This is a genomic window from Hydrogenophaga taeniospiralis (assembly GCF_020510445.1).
Classification (GTDB): domain Bacteria; phylum Pseudomonadota; class Gammaproteobacteria; order Burkholderiales; family Burkholderiaceae_C; genus Hydrogenophaga.
On the sequence record NZ_JAHBAG010000001.1, the window covers coordinates 3,621,924 to 3,642,524 of the forward strand.

Here is a 20,601-nt window from a genome sequence, read left to right on the forward strand (position 1 = left end):
ACCGGCACGCCGCAGCGCAGCGGTCACAGGTTCGAAGACGGCCGAGAGGCCGCCAGCGCCCACAGGGCGCGCAGACCTTGACGGCGAGAACGGTGTGCAAGGATGAAGGGATCAGCAAGCCAGCCCCACCACACATGCCCGAGCGAGGCAGGCAAGCGCAGCGCGCAGGCCGGGGCCCCACCAACGGCCGGAGGCGTCAGCGATCGGTGCCCGGCAGGGTCGAGACACCGGGACATGTGCGCGTTGCCCGTTAGCTTGATGCGCAGCACAAGAGCGCAGCCTAGCGAAACCGAGACGCCCGAAATTGACAAACCTGCCCCGGTAATAACGGGCATGTAACTGACGTCAACATGAAAGTTGACCCAACAATACCTGACGCAACGGCGTCACAGGAGCCCACATGGCGAAGTGCAATAGCCTTGGGCAGGCTTGGACACTGATGCGCTCCCAAGAGCATCTGACATCTGCTAACCAGAACAGAGTGATCGTGGAAACAAGGTTTCTCGAAAATCGATCGACGGCAAGCGAGGATGTTTAAACGAAAAAATGGAACGACAGGCCGCGCGGAAGTCTGCTAGAACGCCCTTGGTATTCGCAACAATCCCAATGAGAATCGTCACCCCAACCGCCTTTCTCACACGCCATGCCCGAAGATCCGTTGGAGCGCCTGCTTTCACATTCGTCCTGGATGACCTGCCTGACAGACTTGCAGGCCCATCGCGTGCGCCAAGCGATTTCGATCGTTTCTTTTGCAGCCGGCACCACCGTGTGCGCTCGGTCCACGCCCTCAGCACATTGGCTTGGTGTGATCGACGGCATGCTCAAGCTGGAAAACATCTCCGAGGGCGGGAAAAGCAGCAGTTTTGCAAGCGTTCCAGCGGGCGCCTGGTTCGGCGAAGGCGCGGTGCTCAAAGGCGAGTTGAGACCCTACGAGGTCGTGGCCTTGCGCGACAGCCAGGTCGCCTTCTTGCCGCGCGACAACTTTCTGCACCTGCTGGATGAATGCCATCCCTTTGCTCTGTGGCTGATCGCACACCTCAATGCGCGGCTGGGCCACTACGTTGCATTGGTTCAGAACTTCCGCCTGGGTGACACCACAGCGCAAGTGGCTTACAGCCTGTCCGGCCTCTTCAACCCGGCTCTGTTCCCCAACACGGATCGGTGCGTCACGATCTCCCAGGAAGAGTTGGGGCGCCTTGCCGGCGTGTCTCGTCAGGTGGTGAACCGGGCCTTGCAGGAGCTGCAGGAGCGGGGCGCCGTTCGCGTCAACTACGGTTCGATCGAGGTGCTTGACCTCCAGGCGCTGCAGGACGTGGCGCGCGAAGCGTGAGGCTGGACGCGCTCAGACGTCTGCCGCCAGCCCGGCCAGCCGCGAGATGGCGTCACGGCTGCCCGCGATGTCCCGCAGCCGGAACTTCTGAATCTTGCCTGTGGCCGTCTTGGGCAGGGCATCGAACACCACTCGGCGCGGGCACTTGAAGTGGGCCAGGTGGCTGCGGCAGAACGCGATCAATTCCACCTCGCTGACCGCATCCACCCCAGGTTTGAGTTCGACGAAGGCGCAGGGCACTTCACCCCAACGATCGTCCGGCTGGGCCACCACCGCAGCGAACAACACCGCAGGGTGTCGGTGCAAAACGTCTTCGACCTCCACCGATGAAATGTTTTCACCGCCGGAGATGATGATGTCCTTGGAACGATCGGTGATCTGGAGGTAGCCATCCGGATGTACGACTGCGATGTCGCCGGTGTGGAACCACCCCCCTTCAAAGGCCTTTTCGGTGGCACCGGGGTTCTTCAGATAGCCCTTCATCACGGTGTTGCCACGGATCATGATCTCGCCCGCCGTGGCACCGTCGTGCGGCACTTCCTGCAGGGTCTCGGGGTCGAGAACGCGCAACGCTTCCAGCGCTGCGGCTCGCACGCCCTGGCGAGCCTGCAAGCGGGCACGATCGGCCGCTGGCAAAGCGTCCCACTCTGGCTGGCGCACGCAGCTGACAGGCGTCCCAGATATTTCGGTGATGCCGTAGACGTGGTCCACGTCGAATCCCATAGCGGCGATGGCCTGCAGGATCGCGGCCGGCGGTGGTGACCCGGCCGTCAGGATGCGAACCCTGCGAGGCAGCGGCTTGCGCTCATCGGGCGTCGCGTTGGCGAGCATGGCCAGCACCGTGGGTGCCGCGCAGAAGTGGTCCACGCCGTGTTCGACGATGGCATCGAAGATGGTCTGCGCGCTGACCTTGCGCAGACACACGTGGGTGCCTGCTGCAGCAGTGATGGCCCAGGTGAAGCACCAGCCGTTGGCATGAAACATCGGCAATGTCCAGAGGTAGACCGGTGCTCGTGGGATAGCCCAGTCGGTAAGTTGCAGCATGCTCATCAGGTAGGTACCTCGATGGCTTGGGACCACCCCTTTCGGGTCCCCCGTGGTGCCCGAGGTGTAGTTCAGCGCGATGGGGTCCCATTCGTCCAGCGGCCAGACGCCTTCGAAGTCCGGGTCTCCCTCGGCAAGGAGCGACTCGTAGTCCAGTGCCCCAATGCCTGCTTCACCCTGCGCGGGCAGGTCATCGATCCTCACCACCAATGGCGCCTGCTCCAGCATCGCGATGGCGCGCTGCGCCACACCGGAGAACTCGCTGTCCACCAGCAGCATCCGCGATTCACCGTGGCGCAGGATGAAGGCAATGCCCTCCGCGTCCAACCGGCAGTTGATGGCGTTGAGCACCGCGCCAGACAAGGGGACGCCGAAATGTGCTTCCAGCATGGCGGGCGTGTTGGGTGCCAGAACGGAGACCGTGTCGCCACGTTGCACGCCGCGACGCACCAGCGCGCTGGCCAGGCGATACGCTCGCTCCCGCGTTTGCGTCCAGGTACGGCGCAACCCCGCATGCACCAGCGCGACCCGCTGCGGATGCACCTGCGCACTGCGCTCCAGAAAACCGAGAGGTGTCAATGGCACATGGTTCGCTTTGACGCGCTCAAGTCCATCCTGGTAGGGGCTTTGGTTCATGCGGTTGTCTTCATTGATTTATCAGATGTGGAAGGTCGTGAATGAATCCACGCTCTCTCTGTGTGTCACCAGCGAGTTCTCGATGCGGCTCGGATCGGCGTAGCCCAGGCTCATGCCACACACCACCATCTGGTCGTCAGGAATGGCGAGTTCGCTGGCAATGACCCGATGGAACCTGGTGAAAGCCACCTGAGGACATGTGTCCAGCGAGCGGGCCCGCGCGGCCACCATCACACTCTGAAGAAACATCCCGTAGTCGATCAGACTGCCCGCCTGCATCACCCGGTCAATCGTGAAGATCAGGCCAACGGGCGCGTCAAAGAACCGGTAGTTGCGGCCGTGCTGCGCGTGCATGCGGGCCTTGTCCGTCTTCTCGATGCCCAGCAAGCCGTACAGATCCCACCCCACCTTGCGGCGGCGGTCCAGGTAGGGCGAGACCCAGTCCAACGGGTAGTAGGTGTAGGGCTCTTCCAGCGAGGCGGCCTGCGATGGGTCGTCGTCCACAGCGGCGATCGCCGCGCTCAGCCGGTCTTTCGCGGCACCGGTGAGCACGTGCACCCTCCAAGGCTGGGTGTTCACGCCCGATGCGGCATGGCGAGCCACGTCCAAAATGGCATCAACGTCTTTCCTGTCCACCTCGGTAGGCAGAAAGGCGCGGATGCTGCGGCGTGACACGACAGCCCAATCGACCGCGCTGCGCAGTTGGGACGACGGGATGGCCGGGGCGGGATCGAGGCGGTTCATGGCGAGGGCATCGGGCAGGACATGCCGGCATGCTATCGACGTAAGTCCTTTGTGACTGTCGATTGAAAGACATTCACCCCAGCGAGGCCTGGAAGTCACCGAGTCGGTTCAACGCCCGAAAGCAATTGCTGCCACCGGGCTTCGGCCGCTGCAAACGCCTTCGCCTTCACATGCCCGTAACCACGGATCTGCTCTGGCACGCGAGCCAAAGCCAGAACCGTTTCCGGGTCCAGATCGTCCAGACGCTCCAGCAGCTTCTCGACAATGCTTCGGTACCGCAGGATGAGCGCGCGCTCACCGCGTCTTTCTGCGCTGCGTCCAAAGGGATCCAGGCGCGATCCGCGCAACCACTTGAAAAAGGCCAGTGCATGCAAGACGGGTCGCATCCAGGAACCAAAGGCCTGTTTGACCGGCAGACCGTGCGCATCGCGCCGGCCCAGGGGAGGTGCCATGTGAAACGTGATGCGTCCCTGCCCCTCGAACTGCTCGGCCAGGCGCTTTTCAAAGGCCCCATCGGTGAACAGGCGGGCCACTTCGTACTCGTCCTTGTAGGCCATCAGCTTGAACAGGTTGACCGCCACGGCGCGCGCCAGTTGATCACCCCCCACGGTGCTGGACTCAAGCTCGCGCACACGCTCCACGAAGCGGGTGTATTCAAGGGCGTAGCGCGGGTTCTGGTAAGCGGTCAGGAACTCGGCACGGTGCGCCACCAGCGCTTTCAGCGTGTCTGGCCGCTGCAGCACGATGGCCTGCTCGGGGGCGGCCATGCGCTGGACGACGGCGAGATCGACAGCGGCCCGGCGCCCCCACATGAACGCTTCCTGGTTTGCCTTCACCGCCACGCCGTTGATCTCGATGGCCCGGAGCAGCGACGCCGACGACAGCGGCACCAGCCCTTTCTGGAAAGCAAACCCCAGCATGAAGAGGTTGGTGGCGATCGCGTCACCCAGCAGCGCCGTGGCGAGCTGGGTGGCGCCGAGAAACACAGCCCCATCGCCCGTGCTGTCCTTGATCAGGGTTTTTAAAGCGTCCGCAGGGTACTGCCAGTCGCGTTGTTGGGCGAAGTGGCCCGTGGGTTGTTCGTGGGTGTTGATCACGGCAACGGTCCTGCCAGGTTGCATACGGCCGATTGCGTCTGGCGCTGCGGCGGTCAACATGTCGCAGCCCAGGATCAGGTCGGCCTCGCCAGTGGGGATGCGTTGAGCCAGCAGCAACGACGGCGCCATCGCCAGCCGCACGTGTGAGGTCACTGAGCCGTTTTTCTGGGACATGCCGGTCATGTCCAGCACCGACACGCCCTTGCCCTCCAGGTGGGCGGCCATGCCGATCAGCGCGCCCACGGTCATCACCCCTGTGCCACCGATGCCCGTGATCAGGATGTTGTGCAGGCCCTCAAGCCGCTTCTGCACTGGTTCAGCGGGCAAGGGCAGCCCGGCTGTGGCAACGCCCTGCTCCACCACCTTGGGCCTGCGCGGTTGAACGCCCTCCACCGTGACGAAACTCGGGCAAAAACCCTTGATGCAAGACAGGTCGGCATTGCAGGACGACTGATCGACCGTGCGCTTCAAGCCCAGCTGCGTGGACAGCGGCTGCAGCGACGTGCAGTTGGACGCCACCCCACAGTCCCCGCAGCCTTCGCACACCAGCTCGTTGATCACCACCCGGCTGGCGGCCTGGGGAAACTCGCCTTTCTTGCGCCGACGGCGTTTTTCGGCAGCGCAGACCTGGTCGTAGACCAGCACCGACACACCTTCAAACTCACGCAACTCCTGTTGTACCGCGTCCATGTCGTCGCGGTGGCTGACCGTGAACCGCAGCAGTGCGTGGTCGGCCGGAAACAGGGCGCGGTCCGCCCAGCGCGAGGGTTCCTCGGCCACCAGCGCGATGCGCCTCACCCCCTCTGCGGCCAGTTGCTGGACGATGCGCGGTACCGTCAGCGGCCCGTCCACCGGCTGGCCACCGGTCATGGCGACGGCGTCGTTGTAGAGGATCTTGTAGGTGATGTTCACGCCCGCAGCCACCGCAGCACGCACCGCCAGCGAGCCCGAGTGGAAGTAGGTGCCGTCGCCGAGGTTGGCAAACACGTGCGGCCGTCTGGAGAACCAGGCCTGGCCGAGCCAGGGCGCACCCTCGCCCCCCATCTGGGTGGTGGTCTTGTTGTGTTCGGGGAAGATGGCCGTGGCCATCACGTGGCAGCCGATGCCAGCCAGCGCGAGACTGCCCTCCGGCACGCGGGTGGAGGTGTTGTGTGGGCAGCCCGAGCAGTACCACGCGGGTCGGGTGGGTGTGGCCACGGCCTGTCGCAGGATGGCGTCTTTGGCGTCCAGCAGGGCCAGGCGGTCGCGGATCGCTTCGCTCTGGTGAAAGCGGCCGATACGCTGCGCAATCACCCGGGCAATCTGCGCCACCGAGAGGTCGGTCGTGGCGGGCAGCAGCCAGCGCCCGCGCGGATGCACCCACTCCCCCTGCTCGTCGAACTTGCCGATGACGCGCGGCCGCACATCGTCGCGCCAGTTGTACAGGTGCTCCTTGAGCTGGTACTCGACGATCTGGCGCTTTTCTTCCACGACCAGGATTTCCTCCAGCCCGTCGGCGAACTCGCGGATCGAATCGGGCTCCAGCGGCCAGGGCATGGCCACCTTGAACAGGCGCAGCCCGAGCTGGGCGCCGCGTGCTTCGTCAATGCCTAACTCCTCCAGCGCTTCGAGCATATCGCGGTAGGACTTGCCCGAGGCCACAATGCCCAGCCGCGCGTTCGGCGCGTCTCGCGTGACGTGGTTGAGCCGGTTGGCACGGGCGTAGGCGATGGCGGCGTAGATCTTGTAGTCCTGCATGAGCGCTTCCTGCTTGCGCGCCTGGACGCCCAGCGTGTCGGTGGACAACCGGGCGTGCAGTCCGCCGTCGGGCGCCACAAAATCTTCGGGAAACACACAGGGCCGCAAGTGATCGCCGACCTCGATGGAGCCGGACGACTCCACCGTGTCGGCCAGGGCCTTGAAACCCACCGGAAGACCTGAAAAACGCGACATCGCAAAGCCGTGCAACCCCAGCTCCAGGTAGTCCTCCACACCCTGCGGGTAGAGCATGGGAATCATGGAGGCGGCAAACAGGTGATCGCTCTGGTTGGGCAGTGTGGAGGAGTAAGCGCCGTGGTCGTCGCCCGCCACCAGCAGCACACCACCGTGGCGCGAGGTGCCCGCGTGGGCCATGTGCTTGAACACATCGCCGCAGCGGTCCACACCGGGCGCCTTTCCGTACCACATGGCAAACACGCCGTCACGCTCGCTCCCTCCTGTCAGGTCCAACTGCTGGGTGCCCCAGACGGCCGTGGCAGCCAGCTCTTCGTTGAGCCCTGGCAAGAACTTGACGCCGTGTTGCTTCAGGTGCTTTTCGGCCGACCAGAGCGCCTCGTCCAGGCCGCCCAGCGGTGACCCTCGATAGCCCGACACAAAGCCTGCGGTGTTCAGGCCTTGTGCGGCATCACGCTGCCGCTGCACGAGCATGAGGCGCACCAGGGCCTGCACACCGTTCAGATAGATGCGACCTGTGGTCGCGGTGTATTTGTCATCGAGTGACACGTTTTTCATGAAGCGGCTCCGGTAGGACGCGTGAAGGCTGGAGCGGTTGGGGGTGGTGATCGCTCAGCCCGGGGGCGCTGCGCGGCGGATGGCCGTGCTGCGCGAACAGGAACTTGGTGGACGAAGAAAGTGGTGTCAGCGGGTGGAGGCAGCCTCCTGCGGGTACCAGCGCTGGTCACTCAGCATCATTTCCTGGTGGCCCCGGCCGGCGGGGATCATGGGGTAGCAGTTTTCCTGCTGCACGACACGCACGTCGAGAAAAAACGGACCTGAAAAGGCCAGGCATTCGGCCAGCGCGTCCGCGAGCTCATTCGGCGCATCAACACGCCGCGCGCCCCAGCCGAAGGCCCTGGCCAGAGCCACAAAATCCGGCAGCGCAGCGTTCCAGCTGTGGCTGAGCCGGTTGCCGTGGATCAGCTGCTGCCACTGGCGCACCATGCCCATGTGGGTGTTGTTGCAGAGCACCACCTTGACCGGCGTGGCGTGCTGCACCGCCGTGGACAGCTCCTGGATGTTCATGAGAATGGAGGCGTCGCCGCTCACACACACCACGGTCTTGCCAGGGTACGCGATCTGCGCGCCGATGGCCGCCGGCAAGCCGTAGCCCATGGTGCCCGCGCCACCCGAGGTGAGCCAGCGCCGTGGCCGCTCGAAGCGCAGGTATTGCGCGGCCCACATCTGGTGCTGACCCACGTCGGTGGACACGATGGCATCGTGGCTCGTCAGTTGCCGCTGCAGTTCGTGCATCAGGTGCTGCGGCAGGATGGCGTCGCTGCGGGGCACAAAGCCAAGGCTGTCGAAGCCGCGCCATCCGGCGATGCGCTGCCACCACGCGTCCAGCCGCTGTGCCACAGGCGCTTTCGTGGGCAGCGCGGCCAGCAAGGCCCCGAGCACGGCGCCGCAGTCACCGTTCAGAGCTACATCGACCTTCACCACCTTGTTGATGTTGTTGGCATCGATGTCGATGTGGATCTTCTTGGCATGGGGCGCAAAGTCAGCGAGCTTGCTGGTCACGCGGTCGTCGAATCGGGCACCGACACAGATGATCAGGTCTGCGTGGTGCATGGCCTGGTTGGCCTCCAGTGTGCCGTGCATGCCGAGCATGCCCAGGAAGCGCGGGTCCGACGCGGGGAACGCACCCAGGCCCATCAGGGTCAGCGTGGTGGGCAGGTGCCATTGGCGGGCCAGCTGTGTGAACGCTTCGCAGGCCGCCGTCCCCGCGTTGATCAGCCCCCCACCGCCGTACAGCACCGGCTGGCGTGCGGCACCGATCAGCTCGACTGCGTGCCGGAGCGACGCCTCGGAAGGCTGCGGAAGTGCCGCTGCCGGTCCGTCTTCGCCCACCGTGTTCGCGACATCGACACGCTGGAGTTGCACGTCCTTGGGCACGTCCAGCAACACCGGTCCCGGCTTGCCAGACGCGGCGATGTACAGGGCCTTGCGGACCACGGCCACCGCCTCGCGCGCATCGCGCAGCTGGTGGTTCCACTTGGTCACCGGACGCGACATGCCGATGGCATCGCTCTCCTGGAAGGCCTGCGTCCCGATCACCCCCGTGGCCACCTGACCGCTGATGCACAACACCGGGATGGCGTCGCTGTGCGCATCCAGCAGGCCGGTGATGGTGTTGCTGACACCGGGCCCCGAGGTGACCAGCACCACCCCCACCCGGCCGGTGCAACGCGCATAGCCCTCGGCCGCGTGCACGGCGGCCTGCTCGTGCCGCACCAGCACATGGCGCAGGGCGGGCCGCTGGTACAGCGCGTCGTACAGCGGCAGCGCCGCACCGCCGGGGTAGCCGAAGACGGTGTCGATGCCACACGCCAGCAGGGTGTCGAGCAGCAGCTCGGCACCGTTGCGAGCCGGTTCGACCTCAGTCAGGGGGTCTTCGGAAAGGTGTTCAGTGGCGTGTGTTTTCATACGTATATTTTTCTGCGAAACTGCCAGAATGTTTTCCATTTATGGGGCGTGTGTCGGTGGCAAAGGCAAAAATCAATCTTCAAAATCCTGATTCAGACGAAGAATCACCGGTTAACTTTGATCGCTTCGACATGGCCATCCTGCGGGAACTGCTGGCCGACTCGCGCAAGACACTGCAGGACATCGGCGCTGCGGTGCACCTCTCGCCCACCACTTGCTGGAGCCGCATCAAGCGGCTCGAAGCCGAAGGCGTGATCAAGCGCTACACAGCCGACCTCAACCGCGCCAAGCTCGGCTGGCAAGACACGGTCATCGTGCAACTCACGCTGGACAGCCACACCGACGAAGCGCTCTACGCGTTCGGCAAGACGCTGGCCACCATCCCCGAGGTGATGGAGACCTACCTGATCTCGGGCGACTACGACTACTACATCCGCATCGCGGTGAAAAACACGCGGGACTACGAGCGGCTGTTGCGCGAAAAGCTCTACAAGATCCCCGGGATCCGCCACAGCAAGTCGAGCTTCGTGCTGCGCGTGCTCAAGGACGAGCGCATGCCGCTGTGAAGCCGGCCGAGCGGTCAAGCCCGCGCAGCAGCGGCAGCAGCAGGTCGAGCACCGGGCAGGCGGTGCCCGCCGCCCTCGCAAACGCCTGCACCTGACCCAGAATCGGTTCGATCTCCATGCCGCGCCTGAGCACGGTGTCTTGCAGCATGGATGGGCGGATGACCGGTGCGGCCCGGCCATCCACTGCTGCGCCCAGCCGGGGCGCCGACTTGGCCACCGCGATGCGGTCAGACAGATCGGCGCCGTGGGCCGCCGCCACCGCAGCCACTTCATCGATCACGGCTTCGTACATGCCCAACAGCGCAGGCTCGAACGCGAGCTGGTTCACGGGCAGCCGCGTCAGCGCGCACAGGGCATTCATGGGTGCGTTGCGCAACAGCTTGGCCCACACCTCGGTGCGGATGTCGGGCCCCGCCTCGGCGTTCAGCCCTGCCCCACACAGCAGGCCGGTGATGACGCGCAAGCGCTGCGACAGCCCACCGCCGGGTTCACCGAGCACCCAGCGGTTGTTGGCGGTGTGCTGCACCACGCCGGGTCGCAGCACCTCGTTGGCCGAATAAACCACACCGCCCAGCGCGCGCTGGGGTCTGACAGCGTTCCACAGCGCGCCGGTCGGGTCCAGCAAGGGCAAAGGCTCTCCGGGTACCGCTGGCCCCCGGTGGTGCCACCACCACGGGATGCCGTTGTTGAGAAACACGGCGGTGCCCGCAGGCCCAAGCAGCGCGGCCATGTCCTGCGCGGCAGCGGGCTGCGAATGCGCCTTCAAGGTGACGAACACCACGTCTTGTGGAGGCAGGGCCTGGGCGCGGTCGGTGACAAGCGCGGGCCGCACCACCAGGGTTTCCTCCGGCGTGACCAAGGTGATGCCGCCGGCGGCGATGGCCCGGAGCTGCTCGCCCCGTGCCACCACAGACACCTCGTGCTGCCTCGATGCCAGCAGACGGGCAGCGAGGTAACCGCCGACCGCGCCGGCGCCGAAAACGCAGAGCCTCATGGCCTCAGTCGTCGAAAGCCGCGTCGATCTCCTGCACCTGCATGCCTGCGTAAATCGCGGCAGCACCACTCAGCTCCCACACCGCAGCGCCCGCGCGAACCTTCTCTGCCGCCTCGTCCTCCTTGCGCATCTTGGCCAGGGCCGCGGTGACCACCTGGTCCGCGTCGTCGCGGGGGATGCAGATCACGGCATCGCCATCGGCCACGATGAGATCACCGGGCCTCACCTCGACACCCTCACAGACCACCGGCGCGTTGACGAAACCGTGCCCGCACTTGTCGGGGTGGATGGGCCAGATGTGGGTGGACCACACCGGGAAGCCGAGCGCGCGGACCTGGTCCACGTCGCGCACGCAGCCCTGCACCACCACACCGGCCAGGCCCTTTTGCAAAGCGTAGCGGGTGGCAAGATCGCCCCACTGCGCACCAGACAGCTCGGCCTGGCAAACCACCACCAGCACATCGCCGGGCTGGGCCAGGTACAGCGCGCGATGCATCATGAGGTTGTCACCGGGCCAGCAGAACGCAGTGACCGCCGGGCCGGCGATCTTGGGCTGCCCCTCCCGGATCGGACGCAGGCGCGCGCCGAGCAAGGCGCTCCGACCCCGCGTGCCCATGGACTCGTGGATGTCGGCGACGGTCACGTCACGCGCCTTTGCCACAACTTCAGCCGTAACCCGACGTACCTTGAGATACACCTGTGAAGTGCTCATGTTTGCGTTCTCCTGCTTCAAGCGTGGGGGACGCAGTAGTCCTGAGCTGCCAGACGGAAGGTGGTGCGCTTCATCAGACGCGGCTGGTCCAGCTTCATCGGGTCTCGCCGATGCATCGTGCAGCCGTTGTCCCACATCATCAGATCGCCGTTGTGCACCTTGTGCCGGTACGCCAGCGACGGGTGCCCCCCCGCCTCGAACAGGATCGGCAGCACTCGCGCGTTCTCTTCTTCCGACAGCCCCTCGATCCCGATCAGCGTGGTCGGGTCCGCGTACAGCGCCTTGCGCCCGGTGTGCGGGTGCCTCAGCACCAGCGGGTGCGTCGCGTCCGGCAGGCTCAGCATCGCGTTGGCCTTGGCCTTGTCCTGCAGCTCCAGCGTGTTGAGCAGCGCATAGCGCTTGGCGTAGCGGTAGGTGCCGTTGCGCCCTTCGATCAGTTGCTGGATGTCTTGAGGCAACCGTTGCCAGGCTCCGTATTCGTCGGCCCAGTAGATGTCGCCGCCGTCGCGCGGCACCTCGGTGCCGTACAGGATGGCGCCGGTGGCCGGTCGAACCTGGAAGGTCTGATCGGAGTGCCAGTCCACGTCCTCTCCACCCGCGAAGCCACCCACGAAGCGCCCGTCCGAGTACTTCAATGTGCTGAAGTAGATGATCTGCTCGTGGTACGGCGACTGGATGTCTTTGCGCCCGGAGGTCTCGCACTTGCCGAAGTGCTCGGTGAAGCGCACCAGCTCGGCCTCGTCCAGCGCCTGGCGCCGGAAGATCATCACCGGTGACTTCTGCCAGATCGCCTTGAGTTCGGCGATGGCCGCCGGATCGTCCACGATGTCCTGGATGGCCACGTGCACCTGCACGGCAAAGTCGGAATGCAGCGGGCTGGTCTGAATGGATTTCATCTTCGTTGTCTCCTGTGTCGTTGGGTCTTGATGTCCACCCGCGAGTCAGTCGGGCTTCATGTGGGCAGCCTGGATCACCTGGGCGTAGTTGCGCCGCTCTTCTCGCAACCAGGCAACTTGTAGAGGTTGGACGCTGAATCGTCGTTCAGGGTGTCAGCGCGCGATTGGACCTCGGGCCAGAGGTAACTCGCATCCAGATCATTGAAGTTTCGGCAACCGATCTGCGCCATCACCATGTCCACCTCGTTGCGCACGATCTGAAGCACGCGGGCCACGCCGGCCTGCGCGCCGGCGGCCACACCGTACAGCGTCGGCCGACCGAAGATCACGGAGTGCGCGCCCAGGCAACGCGCCATCACCACGTCCGAGCCTCGGCGCACGCCGCTGTCGAGGATGAGGGTCACCCGCTCCCCCACCGCGTGCCGGATCAGAGGCAGCACCTCCAGCGGCGAAGGTGCGGCGTCAAGCTGGCGCCCGCCGTGGTTGGACACCACCAGTCCGTTGACGCCCAGGCCAACCGCCTCGCGTGCGTCGTCTGGATGCATCAGGCCCTTGATCACCAGCGTCCCCTTCCACGCGTCGCGGATGCGGCGGATGTGTTCCCAGTTCACCATCGGCGCCGGTGTCAAGGTGCCGTACATGTCGGCCACCTGGCTCGCGCTGGCACCTTCGGTGGCATAAGGCATCCAGTTGCGCATCATCGGAATGCCCCCGGTGCGCAGGTAACGCAGCACCCAGGCCGGGTGGCCCATGGCATTGAGCACCACCGCCGGCGTCATGCGCAGGGGCCTTGAAAAACCGTTGCGTCGGTTGCGCTCCCGGTTGGAGTTCACCGGCACGTCCACCGAGATCACCAACACACCCACCTGCGACCGGATGGCCCGCTGCACCAGGTCTTCGTTGATCTGCTCGTTGCTCGTGCAGTACATCTGAAACCAGACGTGCTCGGGCGCCACCCGCATACCGTCTTCGAGCGAAGCGTTGGCGGCGCTGGACAACAGGAAGGGCACGTTGGCATCGCGCGCGGCGGCGGCCAGCATCAGATCGGCGTCGGGCCGCCACAGACCGGCCAGGCCCGTGGGCGAGATGCCCATGGGGCTGTTGTAGCGGCGACCGAACAGCTCGACCGACTGGTCGCGCTGGCTCACGTCGCGCAAATAGCGCGGCAACAGCCGGTATTGCCCGAAAGCCTCGCGGTTGCGCTGCAGGCAGCGCTCGTCGTCGGCGCCGCCATCTATGAAGTCGAAGGCGATGCGCGGCAACTTGCGCCGGGCCAGCAGGCGCATGTCTTCGAGGTTGACAGCAGATTGGATGTTCATGGCGCGGCGTTTTGTCTCTCTGCCGCCACCATAAGCGCGCACCTCGCTGGCGCGAAGTGCCCGCGCGTCGGTCGTTTCACATATTGAACTTGTGCTCGGCCCGGTGGCGCAGGTGCGGCCCGGACACTGCGCGCACGCGCGCCGCCGCTTCAGAGGTTGAAGGTCGCGGCCTCGGTCGATAGCTTGCCCGCAACGGCCTGCAATTCGTCGCGCAACAAGGCCAGGCGGTCTTCGCCATACAGCTCGGCCGTACCCATCAGGCACAGCGCGGCGAAGGCTTCACCGCGACCGTCGCGCACCGGCACCGAAAACGCGTGCAGGCCCGGCACCACGTCACCGAGATTGACACCAAATCCGTGACGGTCCGATCGCTCGCGCATTTTCTGCAGCGCTTCCAGCCGCCCGGCACCACGGCGCGCGACCTCCTGGGCGACGTTGTCCAGCAGCACCTCGCGCACCTCACGCTCGGGCAATGTCTGCAGGATCGCGACACCGCCCACCGACGTGAACAGGGGCCGGCGGGTGCCCGGGTGCACCATCAGGCCCGAAAGCGGCAAGCTGCCCGCACGCACGCTGCAGACGTATTCGTTCCCACTGCGCAGCAACAACAAGGAAATGCCCGCCATGCGCCGGGCAAACGCCTGCACCGCCACCTCGGCCTTGAGATGAAACTGGGTGCGCTCGGGCAGCGCCAGACCCAGTTCGTACATCAAGGGGCCCGGCAAGTAGTGCCGATCGCTGGCGCGCTGCTCGACCAGGCGCTCGTCCACCATGCAGGCCAGCATGCGGTGCACCGTGGCCTTGTCCTGGTGGCATGCGGCGGCAAGGTCGGAGAGGCGCCAACCGAACTCCGGCCGCGCGGCGATCATGCGCATGAGCTTGATGCCCCGTCCCAGGCTCTGTGTACCGGCGCGATCGGAGCCGGAGGCCGGTTGCTCCAGCGCAAGAAGTGCAAGGTTCATGGTGCTGGCATTGTCTTACCGGCGCCTACCGAGCGCCATACAGGTTTGCACCAAGGCCGCGCGGTGTTCGCTGCGTCAGCGCACCACGTGCGAGTGCATCGGCCGTCCGGCCACCGGCACGCGTGTGGTGAACACGCAGCCGCTACGCGACTCCAGCATGTACAGCGTGCGGCCGTCGCTGCCGCCATAGGCGCAATTGGTGGTGTAGATCCCCTCGGGCGAGTCGATGCGGTACAGCGGCTCGCCACGCGGGCTGAACAGCCACACCGCACCGAACCCGACGTGGCACACGGCCAGGCCTCCTTGTTCGTCCAGCGCGATGCCGTCCGGCCCACCACCGCCAGACATCTGGATGTACACACCGACCTTGGTGGCGGTGCCGTCGGCCATCAGCGGCACGCGCCAGATGGCGTTGTCGCGCGTGGCGGCCAGGTAGATCGCGGTCTCGTCCAGGTTCAACACCAGTCCGTTGGGACTGGGTATGCCCTGCAACACCACGTCGAGCTGCCCCGACGGGCGCAGGCGGAACAGTCGGCCGCTCGGGTCGTTCAGGCCGGTCTGTCCCTGGTCGGTGAAGTAGAGATCGCCGTTGGAGGCAAAGAACAGATCGTTGCAGCCCTTGAACCGTTCCAGCCGGGCTCGCTCAAGGTGGGGTTCGACACGGCCGGTGCGGGGGTCGAGCACCATGATGCCGTGGCGGTAGTCGGCAATGAATGCGCGACCGTCGGGGTGGAACTTCAGGCCATTGGGTTCGCCGTCGTACTCCGCCGCCAGTTCGACGCCGCCTTGTGGATCGATGCGGAAGATGCGCCCCCAGGGAATGTCCACGACCCACAGGTTGCCGTCCCGGTCGAACGAAGGGCCTTCCAGAAACACCGGCGCTGCAGCGCCGTGCAGCTGGGTGCGGGCCCATTCGCTTTCACGGGAGTGGAAGCGGAAGCGCTCGGGGATGCGGGTGAAAACCTCGGCCTTCAGTCTTTCGGGGGGAGCAAACATGGGATGCCTTCCGGGTGTGTCGTCAGCCGCCAGAAACCTGGCTGGGCAGCCAGAGCGCCAGCTCAGGCCAGGCCACCAGCATCAGCAACAAGAGGAACATCAGCAGGTGAAACGGTACCGTGCCCATCACCACGTCGGACAGGTTCCCGCATGAGATGCTCTGGATCACAAACAGGTTGATGCCAATCGGCGGTGTGATCTGGCCCATCTCGATGAACAGCACCACGATGATGCCGAACCAGACCGGATCAATTCCATAGTTGTGCAGCAGCGGGTAGAGCAGCGGAACGGTGATGACAATCATGCCCAGGCTCTCGACCAGCGCCCCCAGAACCGTGAACAGGATCAACAGCGCCACGAAGAACTCAAACTTGTTAAGTTTCATTCCGATGATGAAACTGGTGACCTCTTCACCCACGCCCGCATAGCTCATGGCGTAAGAAAAGATGAAAGCTGCATAGGTGATGAACAGGATGTTGCTCACCGCCAGGGTCGAGCGCTTCAGGCACGCCTTGAACTCGTGCCATGGCAGTTCGCCAAACAGCTTCGCAATCAGCAAGGCAAAGATGCAACCCGCCGCAGCGGCCTCGGTCGGGGTGGCAATGCCGGTGTAGATGGCACCCATGATGCCGACGATCAGCAACATGAAAGGCACAACATCGATCAGCGCACGCAGCACGACCTGCCGAGACAGCGCACCCTCCTCACGCGGGGCGATACCAGGGCGCAGCACAGCTGCCACGGCGATGTACGCCATGAACAACAAGGTCAGCACGATGCCCGGCACGATGCCTGCCATGAACAGCTTGGCGACCGAGGTTTCGGTGAAGGTGGCGTACACGATCATCGCGATCGATGGCGGGATCAGGATGCCCAGCGTGCCACCGGCCGCGAGAGAACCAGTCGACAGACGGGCGTCGTAGCCACGCGCATGTAACTGCGGCAACGCCACTTTGCCGATGGCCGCCGCCGTGGCGATGCTCGATCCGCTGACCGCTGCAAAAACGGCACACCCCGCCACATTGGTCTGCAACAGACCGCCCGGCACCTTGCGCACCAATTGCGACAGTCCGCCGTACACCCGCAGGCCCAGGCCACTGCCTTGCAGAATTTCTGCCATCAGCACAAACAGCGGAATCGAGGTCAGTGTGTAGGCGTCCATGCTGCCCCAGCTGGTCAGGCCCAGGCCCCGCAAGGCGCCGATGCCGCCCTGCAGGTAGAGATAAACCAGGCCTGGCAGCAAGATGGCGAACGGCACCGCCATGCCCACCCCCAGCAGGCCGATGAACAACACGAAGATGAAAACAATCTGGTATTCGCCAAACATCACACGCCCTTGTTGCCGGAGACCGCGCGCAGGCGCCTCCAGTCTGCTGCCACGGTGCGCAGCAGCGCCCAGGTGAGCACCAGCGCACCGACCGGCATCGCCAGGCGCGGCACCCACAGCGGCGTCATCAGGCTGGTGGCCGCCACGTCTTCCGATTTCCAGGTGATCCATTCGAAACGCGCGAACTCGCCGAACAGCACCAGGGCAACCACTAGGGCCGCCAGATCGAAACCCAGCCGGAGCCGGGCGCGCCCGGCCGGCGACAGCCGGTTCTCGACAAAGTGCACCCGGTGGTAGGCGTGCATCAACTGCCCCGATCCCAGCGAGAGAAAGGCGATGGCCACCAGGGCGTAGCCACCGACCTCGTTGCTGAACTGGATAGACCAGCCGAACGCGCTACGAACCAGCATCTCGGCACCCATCATCACCACCAGACCGACCACGATCCACTGGCTGATCCAGCGGCACACGGTGGCCGCAAGGCCTTCATCCGGGCTGAAGGCGTCTGCGTCGGCGCTGTCAAAGTCCAGGTTTTCGAAGGCCTCGACACGGGAGGGGGCCCCCATTTCAGCGGCCCACGGCGGTGCGCACCTTCTGCAAGGCCTCGGCGGCCGCCGGACGCTTCTCGCCCCACTCTTTCCAGTACGGTGCGATGCGGCGCTCGGCATCGGCCAGTTCGGCCTTGCTGGGTTCGGTGATGACCATGCCTCCCTCAGCCAACTTCTTGGTGAGATCCTGGTCCTCGGCGGCCATGGCCGCAGAGATCTTGGCCGTGTGTTCGGTCACCAGGGCTTGCACTTTGGTGCGTGTATCGGGCGAGAGTTTGTCCCAGGCATCCTTGTTCACCAGGATCAGCGAATCCACGAAGCTCACGTTGAGGCGGTAGCTGTACTTCAGCAGGTCGCGCCAGACGTAGCCGTAGCCCGAGCTGGCGGTCAACGCGCCATCAATGACGCCGCGGTCAATGCCCGCAGCCACCTCAGAGGTGCCCAGAGTCACGGGAATGCCCCCCAACACCTTGATGAACTCGGCCTGCTCGGGCGAGATCACGCGGATCTTCTGCCCGGCAATGTCGGCCAGCGAGGTGAGCTTCTTCTTCGACCACATCACGTTCTCAGGAAAGATGTAGCGTCCGAGCAGCACGATGTTGCGTTTGTTGAACTCCGCCCGCAGGTAGGTGGACTCGATGTCCCAGGCCTTTTCGAATTCACTGCGCGCCGGCAGAAACATGGGCAGCCGCACGATGCCACCCACGGGCACACTGCCGACAAAAAATGCGTCATCGCCCATCTGCACCACATTGTCGCCCACAGCCTGCGTGATGTTGGTCGCGGCGATGGGCAAGGTGCCCCCCAGGTTCAGGCGGACGGCGAGCTGGCCCTGCGTTTCCTTCTGGACCGCCTCCAGCATGGCATTGAGCCCCTTCACCGAGGTGACCGTGGCCACGGCGTTGTAGGTGTACGCGCGCCAGTTGTCGGCGGCGGCTACAGGTCCTGCTGCCATCAGTGCCGTCGCCAGCAAGCAGGCGGCGCTGACGCGCCGGGTGATTCGTGTGCTCAATGCCATGTCTGTCTCCTGGTTGGTAATTCCCCCCCCGGTGCAAGCCGAGGACAGGTGGCGCTACGTTAGCCCCACGTCACCCGCACAGGGATGCCCACGCCCATTTCAGTTTCACATATTGAACTTTTCAGAAGCTGTGCCTGCATAGTTTCAACCGTTGAAAACTTCGGTCTGCGCCAGCGCCTGGGCGGCACGCGCTGGGACAAACTGGCACCTGTTCCGAGAGCTTACCAACGACCATGAAACGAGACGCCGTCCGATCCCTCAAACGCGATCTGCGCAAGGGCTTGCACTCGGGTGCGAGCGATGCTGCTCGCACCCGCACCCAGGAGTCCGCACTAATGCTGCTGACCCGCAGCATCGCCTTCGGCCATGGCCGGCTGGCCTTGCTGCGGCTGGATCTGGCGGTGGCGGCGGGCGCGCTGGTGGCACACGAACAATGGGCGTATTGCTCGCGCGTCGCATTGGCCAGCCAGGACATCAAGCTTCAGGATCTGTACCGGTTGGCGGCCGTGAGGGCCTCGCAACAACGACACCTGCCCACGGCATGAGGGCGTTTCGCCAGACTTGCCGTCCTACCCCGACGGCGGTCGTCATTGGGGCGAGATCACCTTGCCCGGATTCATCAGGCCCAGCGGATCGAGCGCCTGCTTGACCGCCTGCATGAGCGCGAGTTCAAGCTCACTTTTGTAGCGGGCATTTTCGTCGCGGCGCAGTTGCCCCAGGCCGTGTTCTGCGCTGATCGAGCCTTGAAAGGCGACGACCTGGTCGTGGACCAGCCGGTTGATTTCGGGCTGCCGCTCGGCAAACGCCGCCGCATTACTGCCCGGCGGCGCGAGCACGTTGAAGTGCAGGTTGCCGTCCCCCAGGTGCCCGAACCAGGCGACCCGGGCGCCCGGCGCGGCGCGGGCCACCAAAACCTCGGCGTCGCCCACGAACGCGGCTACGTGAGACGCCGGCAGTGAAATGTCGTGTTTGATGTGCGGCCCATCCAGCCCCTGTGCCTCCGAGATGTGTTCACGCAGCGCCCACAACTGCCGGGACTGAGACAGCGACTCGGCCACCACCCCGTCCACCACCGTGCCCACGTCCATGGCAAGACCCAGCACCCGCTCCAGGGCATCCCGGGCACCGGCTTCGCCATGGTGATCCGACACCTCCAGCAGCACAGCAAGAGGATGATTCGTGGCGAACGGCCAGCGCAGAGCGGGAAAGTGCCTCGCCAGCAAGGGCACGCAGGCGTTCGATATGACCTCGAACGCCGTGAGTGCCGGGCCCAGCTCCAGGCGCGCCTGGGTCAGCAGCGTCACCGCGTCGGTCAGCGACGGCAGCGCCATCATCGCGGTCAGCGTGGCCCTGGGCGGCGCGAACAGCTTGAGTGCCGCCGCCGTGATCACGCCCAGCGAGCCTTCCGAACCAATGTAGAGCTGCTTCAGGTCGTAGCCAGTGTTGTCCTTGCGCAAGGCGCGCAAGCCATTCCAGACCTGTCCATCCGGCGTCACCACTTCGAGGCCCAGGGTCAGCTCGCGCATGTTGCCGTAGCGCAGCACCGCCGTTCCACCCGCGTTGGTGGCCAGGTTGCCACCCACCGTGCAGCTGCCCTGCGCGGCCAGCGACAGCGGAAACAGGCGCCCTGCCCCGCGCGCGGCATCCTGCAGCGCCTGCAGCGTCACCCCGGCCTCCACCACCACGGTGTCGTTGGCTGCGTCGATGTGGCGGATGCGGTTCAGGCGGCACAGGTTCAGCACGAGCTGCTGCCCGTAGGCGTCGGGCGTGGCACCACCCGACAGACCGGTGTTGCCACCCTGCGGCACCACGGCGACACCCCGGTCATGGGCCAGCGCCATCACGGCCGCCACCTCGGCGGTGCTACCGGGCCGCACCACCGCCCTGGCCCGTCCAAGGTACTTGCGGCGCCAGTCCGTGTTGTAGGCCGCCATATCGTCGGGCAGCGTCAGCACATGGGCGTCGCCCACCAGCGCGCGCAGCGCCGCTACCAGATCCGTCATACTGTGTG

At 65.1% G+C, this 20,601-nt stretch carries 17 protein-coding genes; 3 read left to right on the top strand and 14 right to left on the bottom strand.

All coding sequences use genetic code 11. The annotated features are described in order from the left end of the window. Positions 1 to 643 precede the first annotated feature (643 nt). The gene (locus KIH07_RS17420) at positions 644 to 1,330 is read left to right on the top strand and encodes a Crp/Fnr family transcriptional regulator (RefSeq protein WP_226493173.1); all 687 of its coding nucleotides are present in this window, start codon (positions 644 to 646) and stop codon (positions 1,328 to 1,330) included. 12 nt (positions 1,331 to 1,342) lie between these two features. Here the strand turns inward: KIH07_RS17420 and KIH07_RS17425 are convergent, their stop codons facing one another. From KIH07_RS17425 to ilvB, 4 genes are all read right to left on the bottom strand, one after another. Then, positions 1,343 to 3,010, bottom strand: coding sequence for an acyl-CoA synthetase (locus KIH07_RS17425; RefSeq protein WP_226493174.1), 1,668 nt, complete (start codon positions 3,008 to 3,010; stop codon positions 1,343 to 1,345). A 21-nt stretch (positions 3,011 to 3,031) separates the two neighbouring features. Beyond that, entirely contained in the window at positions 3,032 to 3,754 is a 723-nt protein-coding gene (locus KIH07_RS17430) for a nitroreductase (protein WP_226493175.1), read from the bottom strand. A gap of 95 nt (positions 3,755 to 3,849) precedes the next feature. Continuing rightward, complete coding sequence (locus KIH07_RS17435) at positions 3,850 to 7,341, bottom strand: indolepyruvate ferredoxin oxidoreductase family protein (RefSeq protein WP_226493176.1); 3,492 nt, start codon at positions 7,339 to 7,341, stop codon at positions 3,850 to 3,852. A 126-nt stretch (positions 7,342 to 7,467) separates the two neighbouring features. Continuing rightward, positions 7,468 to 9,252, bottom strand: a complete 1,785-nt coding sequence (gene ilvB / locus KIH07_RS17440; protein ID WP_226493177.1) for a biosynthetic-type acetolactate synthase large subunit — start codon at positions 9,250 to 9,252, stop codon at positions 7,468 to 7,470. Between the two features lie 131 nt (positions 9,253 to 9,383). Here ilvB and KIH07_RS17445 point away from each other — a divergent pair, with 131 nt between their 5' ends. After that, complete coding sequence (locus tag KIH07_RS17445; protein ID WP_226493178.1) at positions 9,384 to 9,818, top strand: Lrp/AsnC family transcriptional regulator; 435 nt, start codon at positions 9,384 to 9,386, stop codon at positions 9,816 to 9,818. Here the strand turns inward: KIH07_RS17445 and KIH07_RS17450 are convergent. The 9 genes from KIH07_RS17450 to dctP all read right to left on the bottom strand — a co-directional run bounded on the left by KIH07_RS17450 (position 9,793) and on the right by dctP (position 18,590). Beyond that, positions 9,793 to 10,812, bottom strand: a complete 1,020-nt coding sequence (locus KIH07_RS17450) for a ketopantoate reductase family protein (RefSeq protein ID WP_226493179.1) — start codon at positions 10,810 to 10,812, stop codon at positions 9,793 to 9,795. The genes KIH07_RS17445 and KIH07_RS17450 overlap by 26 nt on opposite strands. 4 nt (positions 10,813 to 10,816) lie before the next feature. After that, entirely contained in the window at positions 10,817 to 11,455 is a 639-nt protein-coding gene (locus KIH07_RS17455) for an RraA family protein (RefSeq protein ID WP_226493180.1), read from the bottom strand. A gap of 86 nt (positions 11,456 to 11,541) precedes the next feature. Further along, positions 11,542 to 12,420: a TauD/TfdA dioxygenase family protein gene (locus KIH07_RS17460; RefSeq protein ID WP_226493181.1), complete on the bottom strand. Its 879-nt coding sequence runs from the start codon at positions 12,418 to 12,420 to the stop codon at positions 11,542 to 11,544. 74 nt (positions 12,421 to 12,494) lie between these two features. Then, positions 12,495 to 13,739, bottom strand: coding sequence for an alpha-hydroxy acid oxidase (locus tag KIH07_RS17465; RefSeq protein ID WP_226493182.1), 1,245 nt, complete (start codon positions 13,737 to 13,739; stop codon positions 12,495 to 12,497). 149 nt (positions 13,740 to 13,888) lie between these two features. Next, complete coding sequence (locus tag KIH07_RS17470) at positions 13,889 to 14,701, bottom strand: IclR family transcriptional regulator (RefSeq protein ID WP_226493183.1); 813 nt, start codon at positions 14,699 to 14,701, stop codon at positions 13,889 to 13,891. Positions 14,702 to 14,776: 75 nt separating this feature from the next. Continuing rightward, positions 14,777 to 15,697 carry an SMP-30/gluconolactonase/LRE family protein gene (locus KIH07_RS17475; protein ID WP_226493184.1) on the bottom strand — a complete coding sequence of 307 codons (921 nt, stop codon included), beginning with the start codon at positions 15,695 to 15,697 and terminating at the stop codon, positions 14,777 to 14,779. A gap of 22 nt (positions 15,698 to 15,719) precedes the next feature. After that, positions 15,720 to 17,024, bottom strand: coding sequence for a TRAP transporter large permease (locus KIH07_RS17480; protein ID WP_226493185.1), 1,305 nt, complete (start codon positions 17,022 to 17,024; stop codon positions 15,720 to 15,722). Beyond that, a complete protein-coding gene (locus KIH07_RS17485; RefSeq protein ID WP_226493186.1) occupies positions 17,024 to 17,590 on the bottom strand; it encodes a TRAP transporter small permease subunit in 567 nt (188 codons plus the stop codon). Before KIH07_RS17485 ends, KIH07_RS17480 begins: the two co-directional genes overlap by 1 nt. Before the next feature lies 1 nt (position 17,591). Then, entirely contained in the window at positions 17,592 to 18,590 is a 999-nt protein-coding gene (gene dctP, locus KIH07_RS17490) for a TRAP transporter substrate-binding protein DctP (RefSeq protein WP_226493187.1), read from the bottom strand. A 233-nt stretch (positions 18,591 to 18,823) separates the two neighbouring features. Here dctP and KIH07_RS17495 point away from each other — a divergent pair, with 233 nt between their 5' ends. Next, on the top strand, positions 18,824 to 19,135 hold the full coding sequence (locus tag KIH07_RS17495) for a hypothetical protein (protein ID WP_226493188.1): 312 nt from the start codon (positions 18,824 to 18,826) through the stop codon (positions 19,133 to 19,135). A 42-nt stretch (positions 19,136 to 19,177) separates the two neighbouring features. On the opposite strand, the gene KIH07_RS17500 is transcribed toward KIH07_RS17495, so the two are convergent. Further along, positions 19,178 to 20,593, bottom strand: a complete 1,416-nt coding sequence (locus KIH07_RS17500) for an FAD-binding oxidoreductase (RefSeq protein ID WP_226493189.1) — start codon at positions 20,591 to 20,593, stop codon at positions 19,178 to 19,180. Positions 20,594 to 20,601 lie beyond the last annotated feature (8 nt).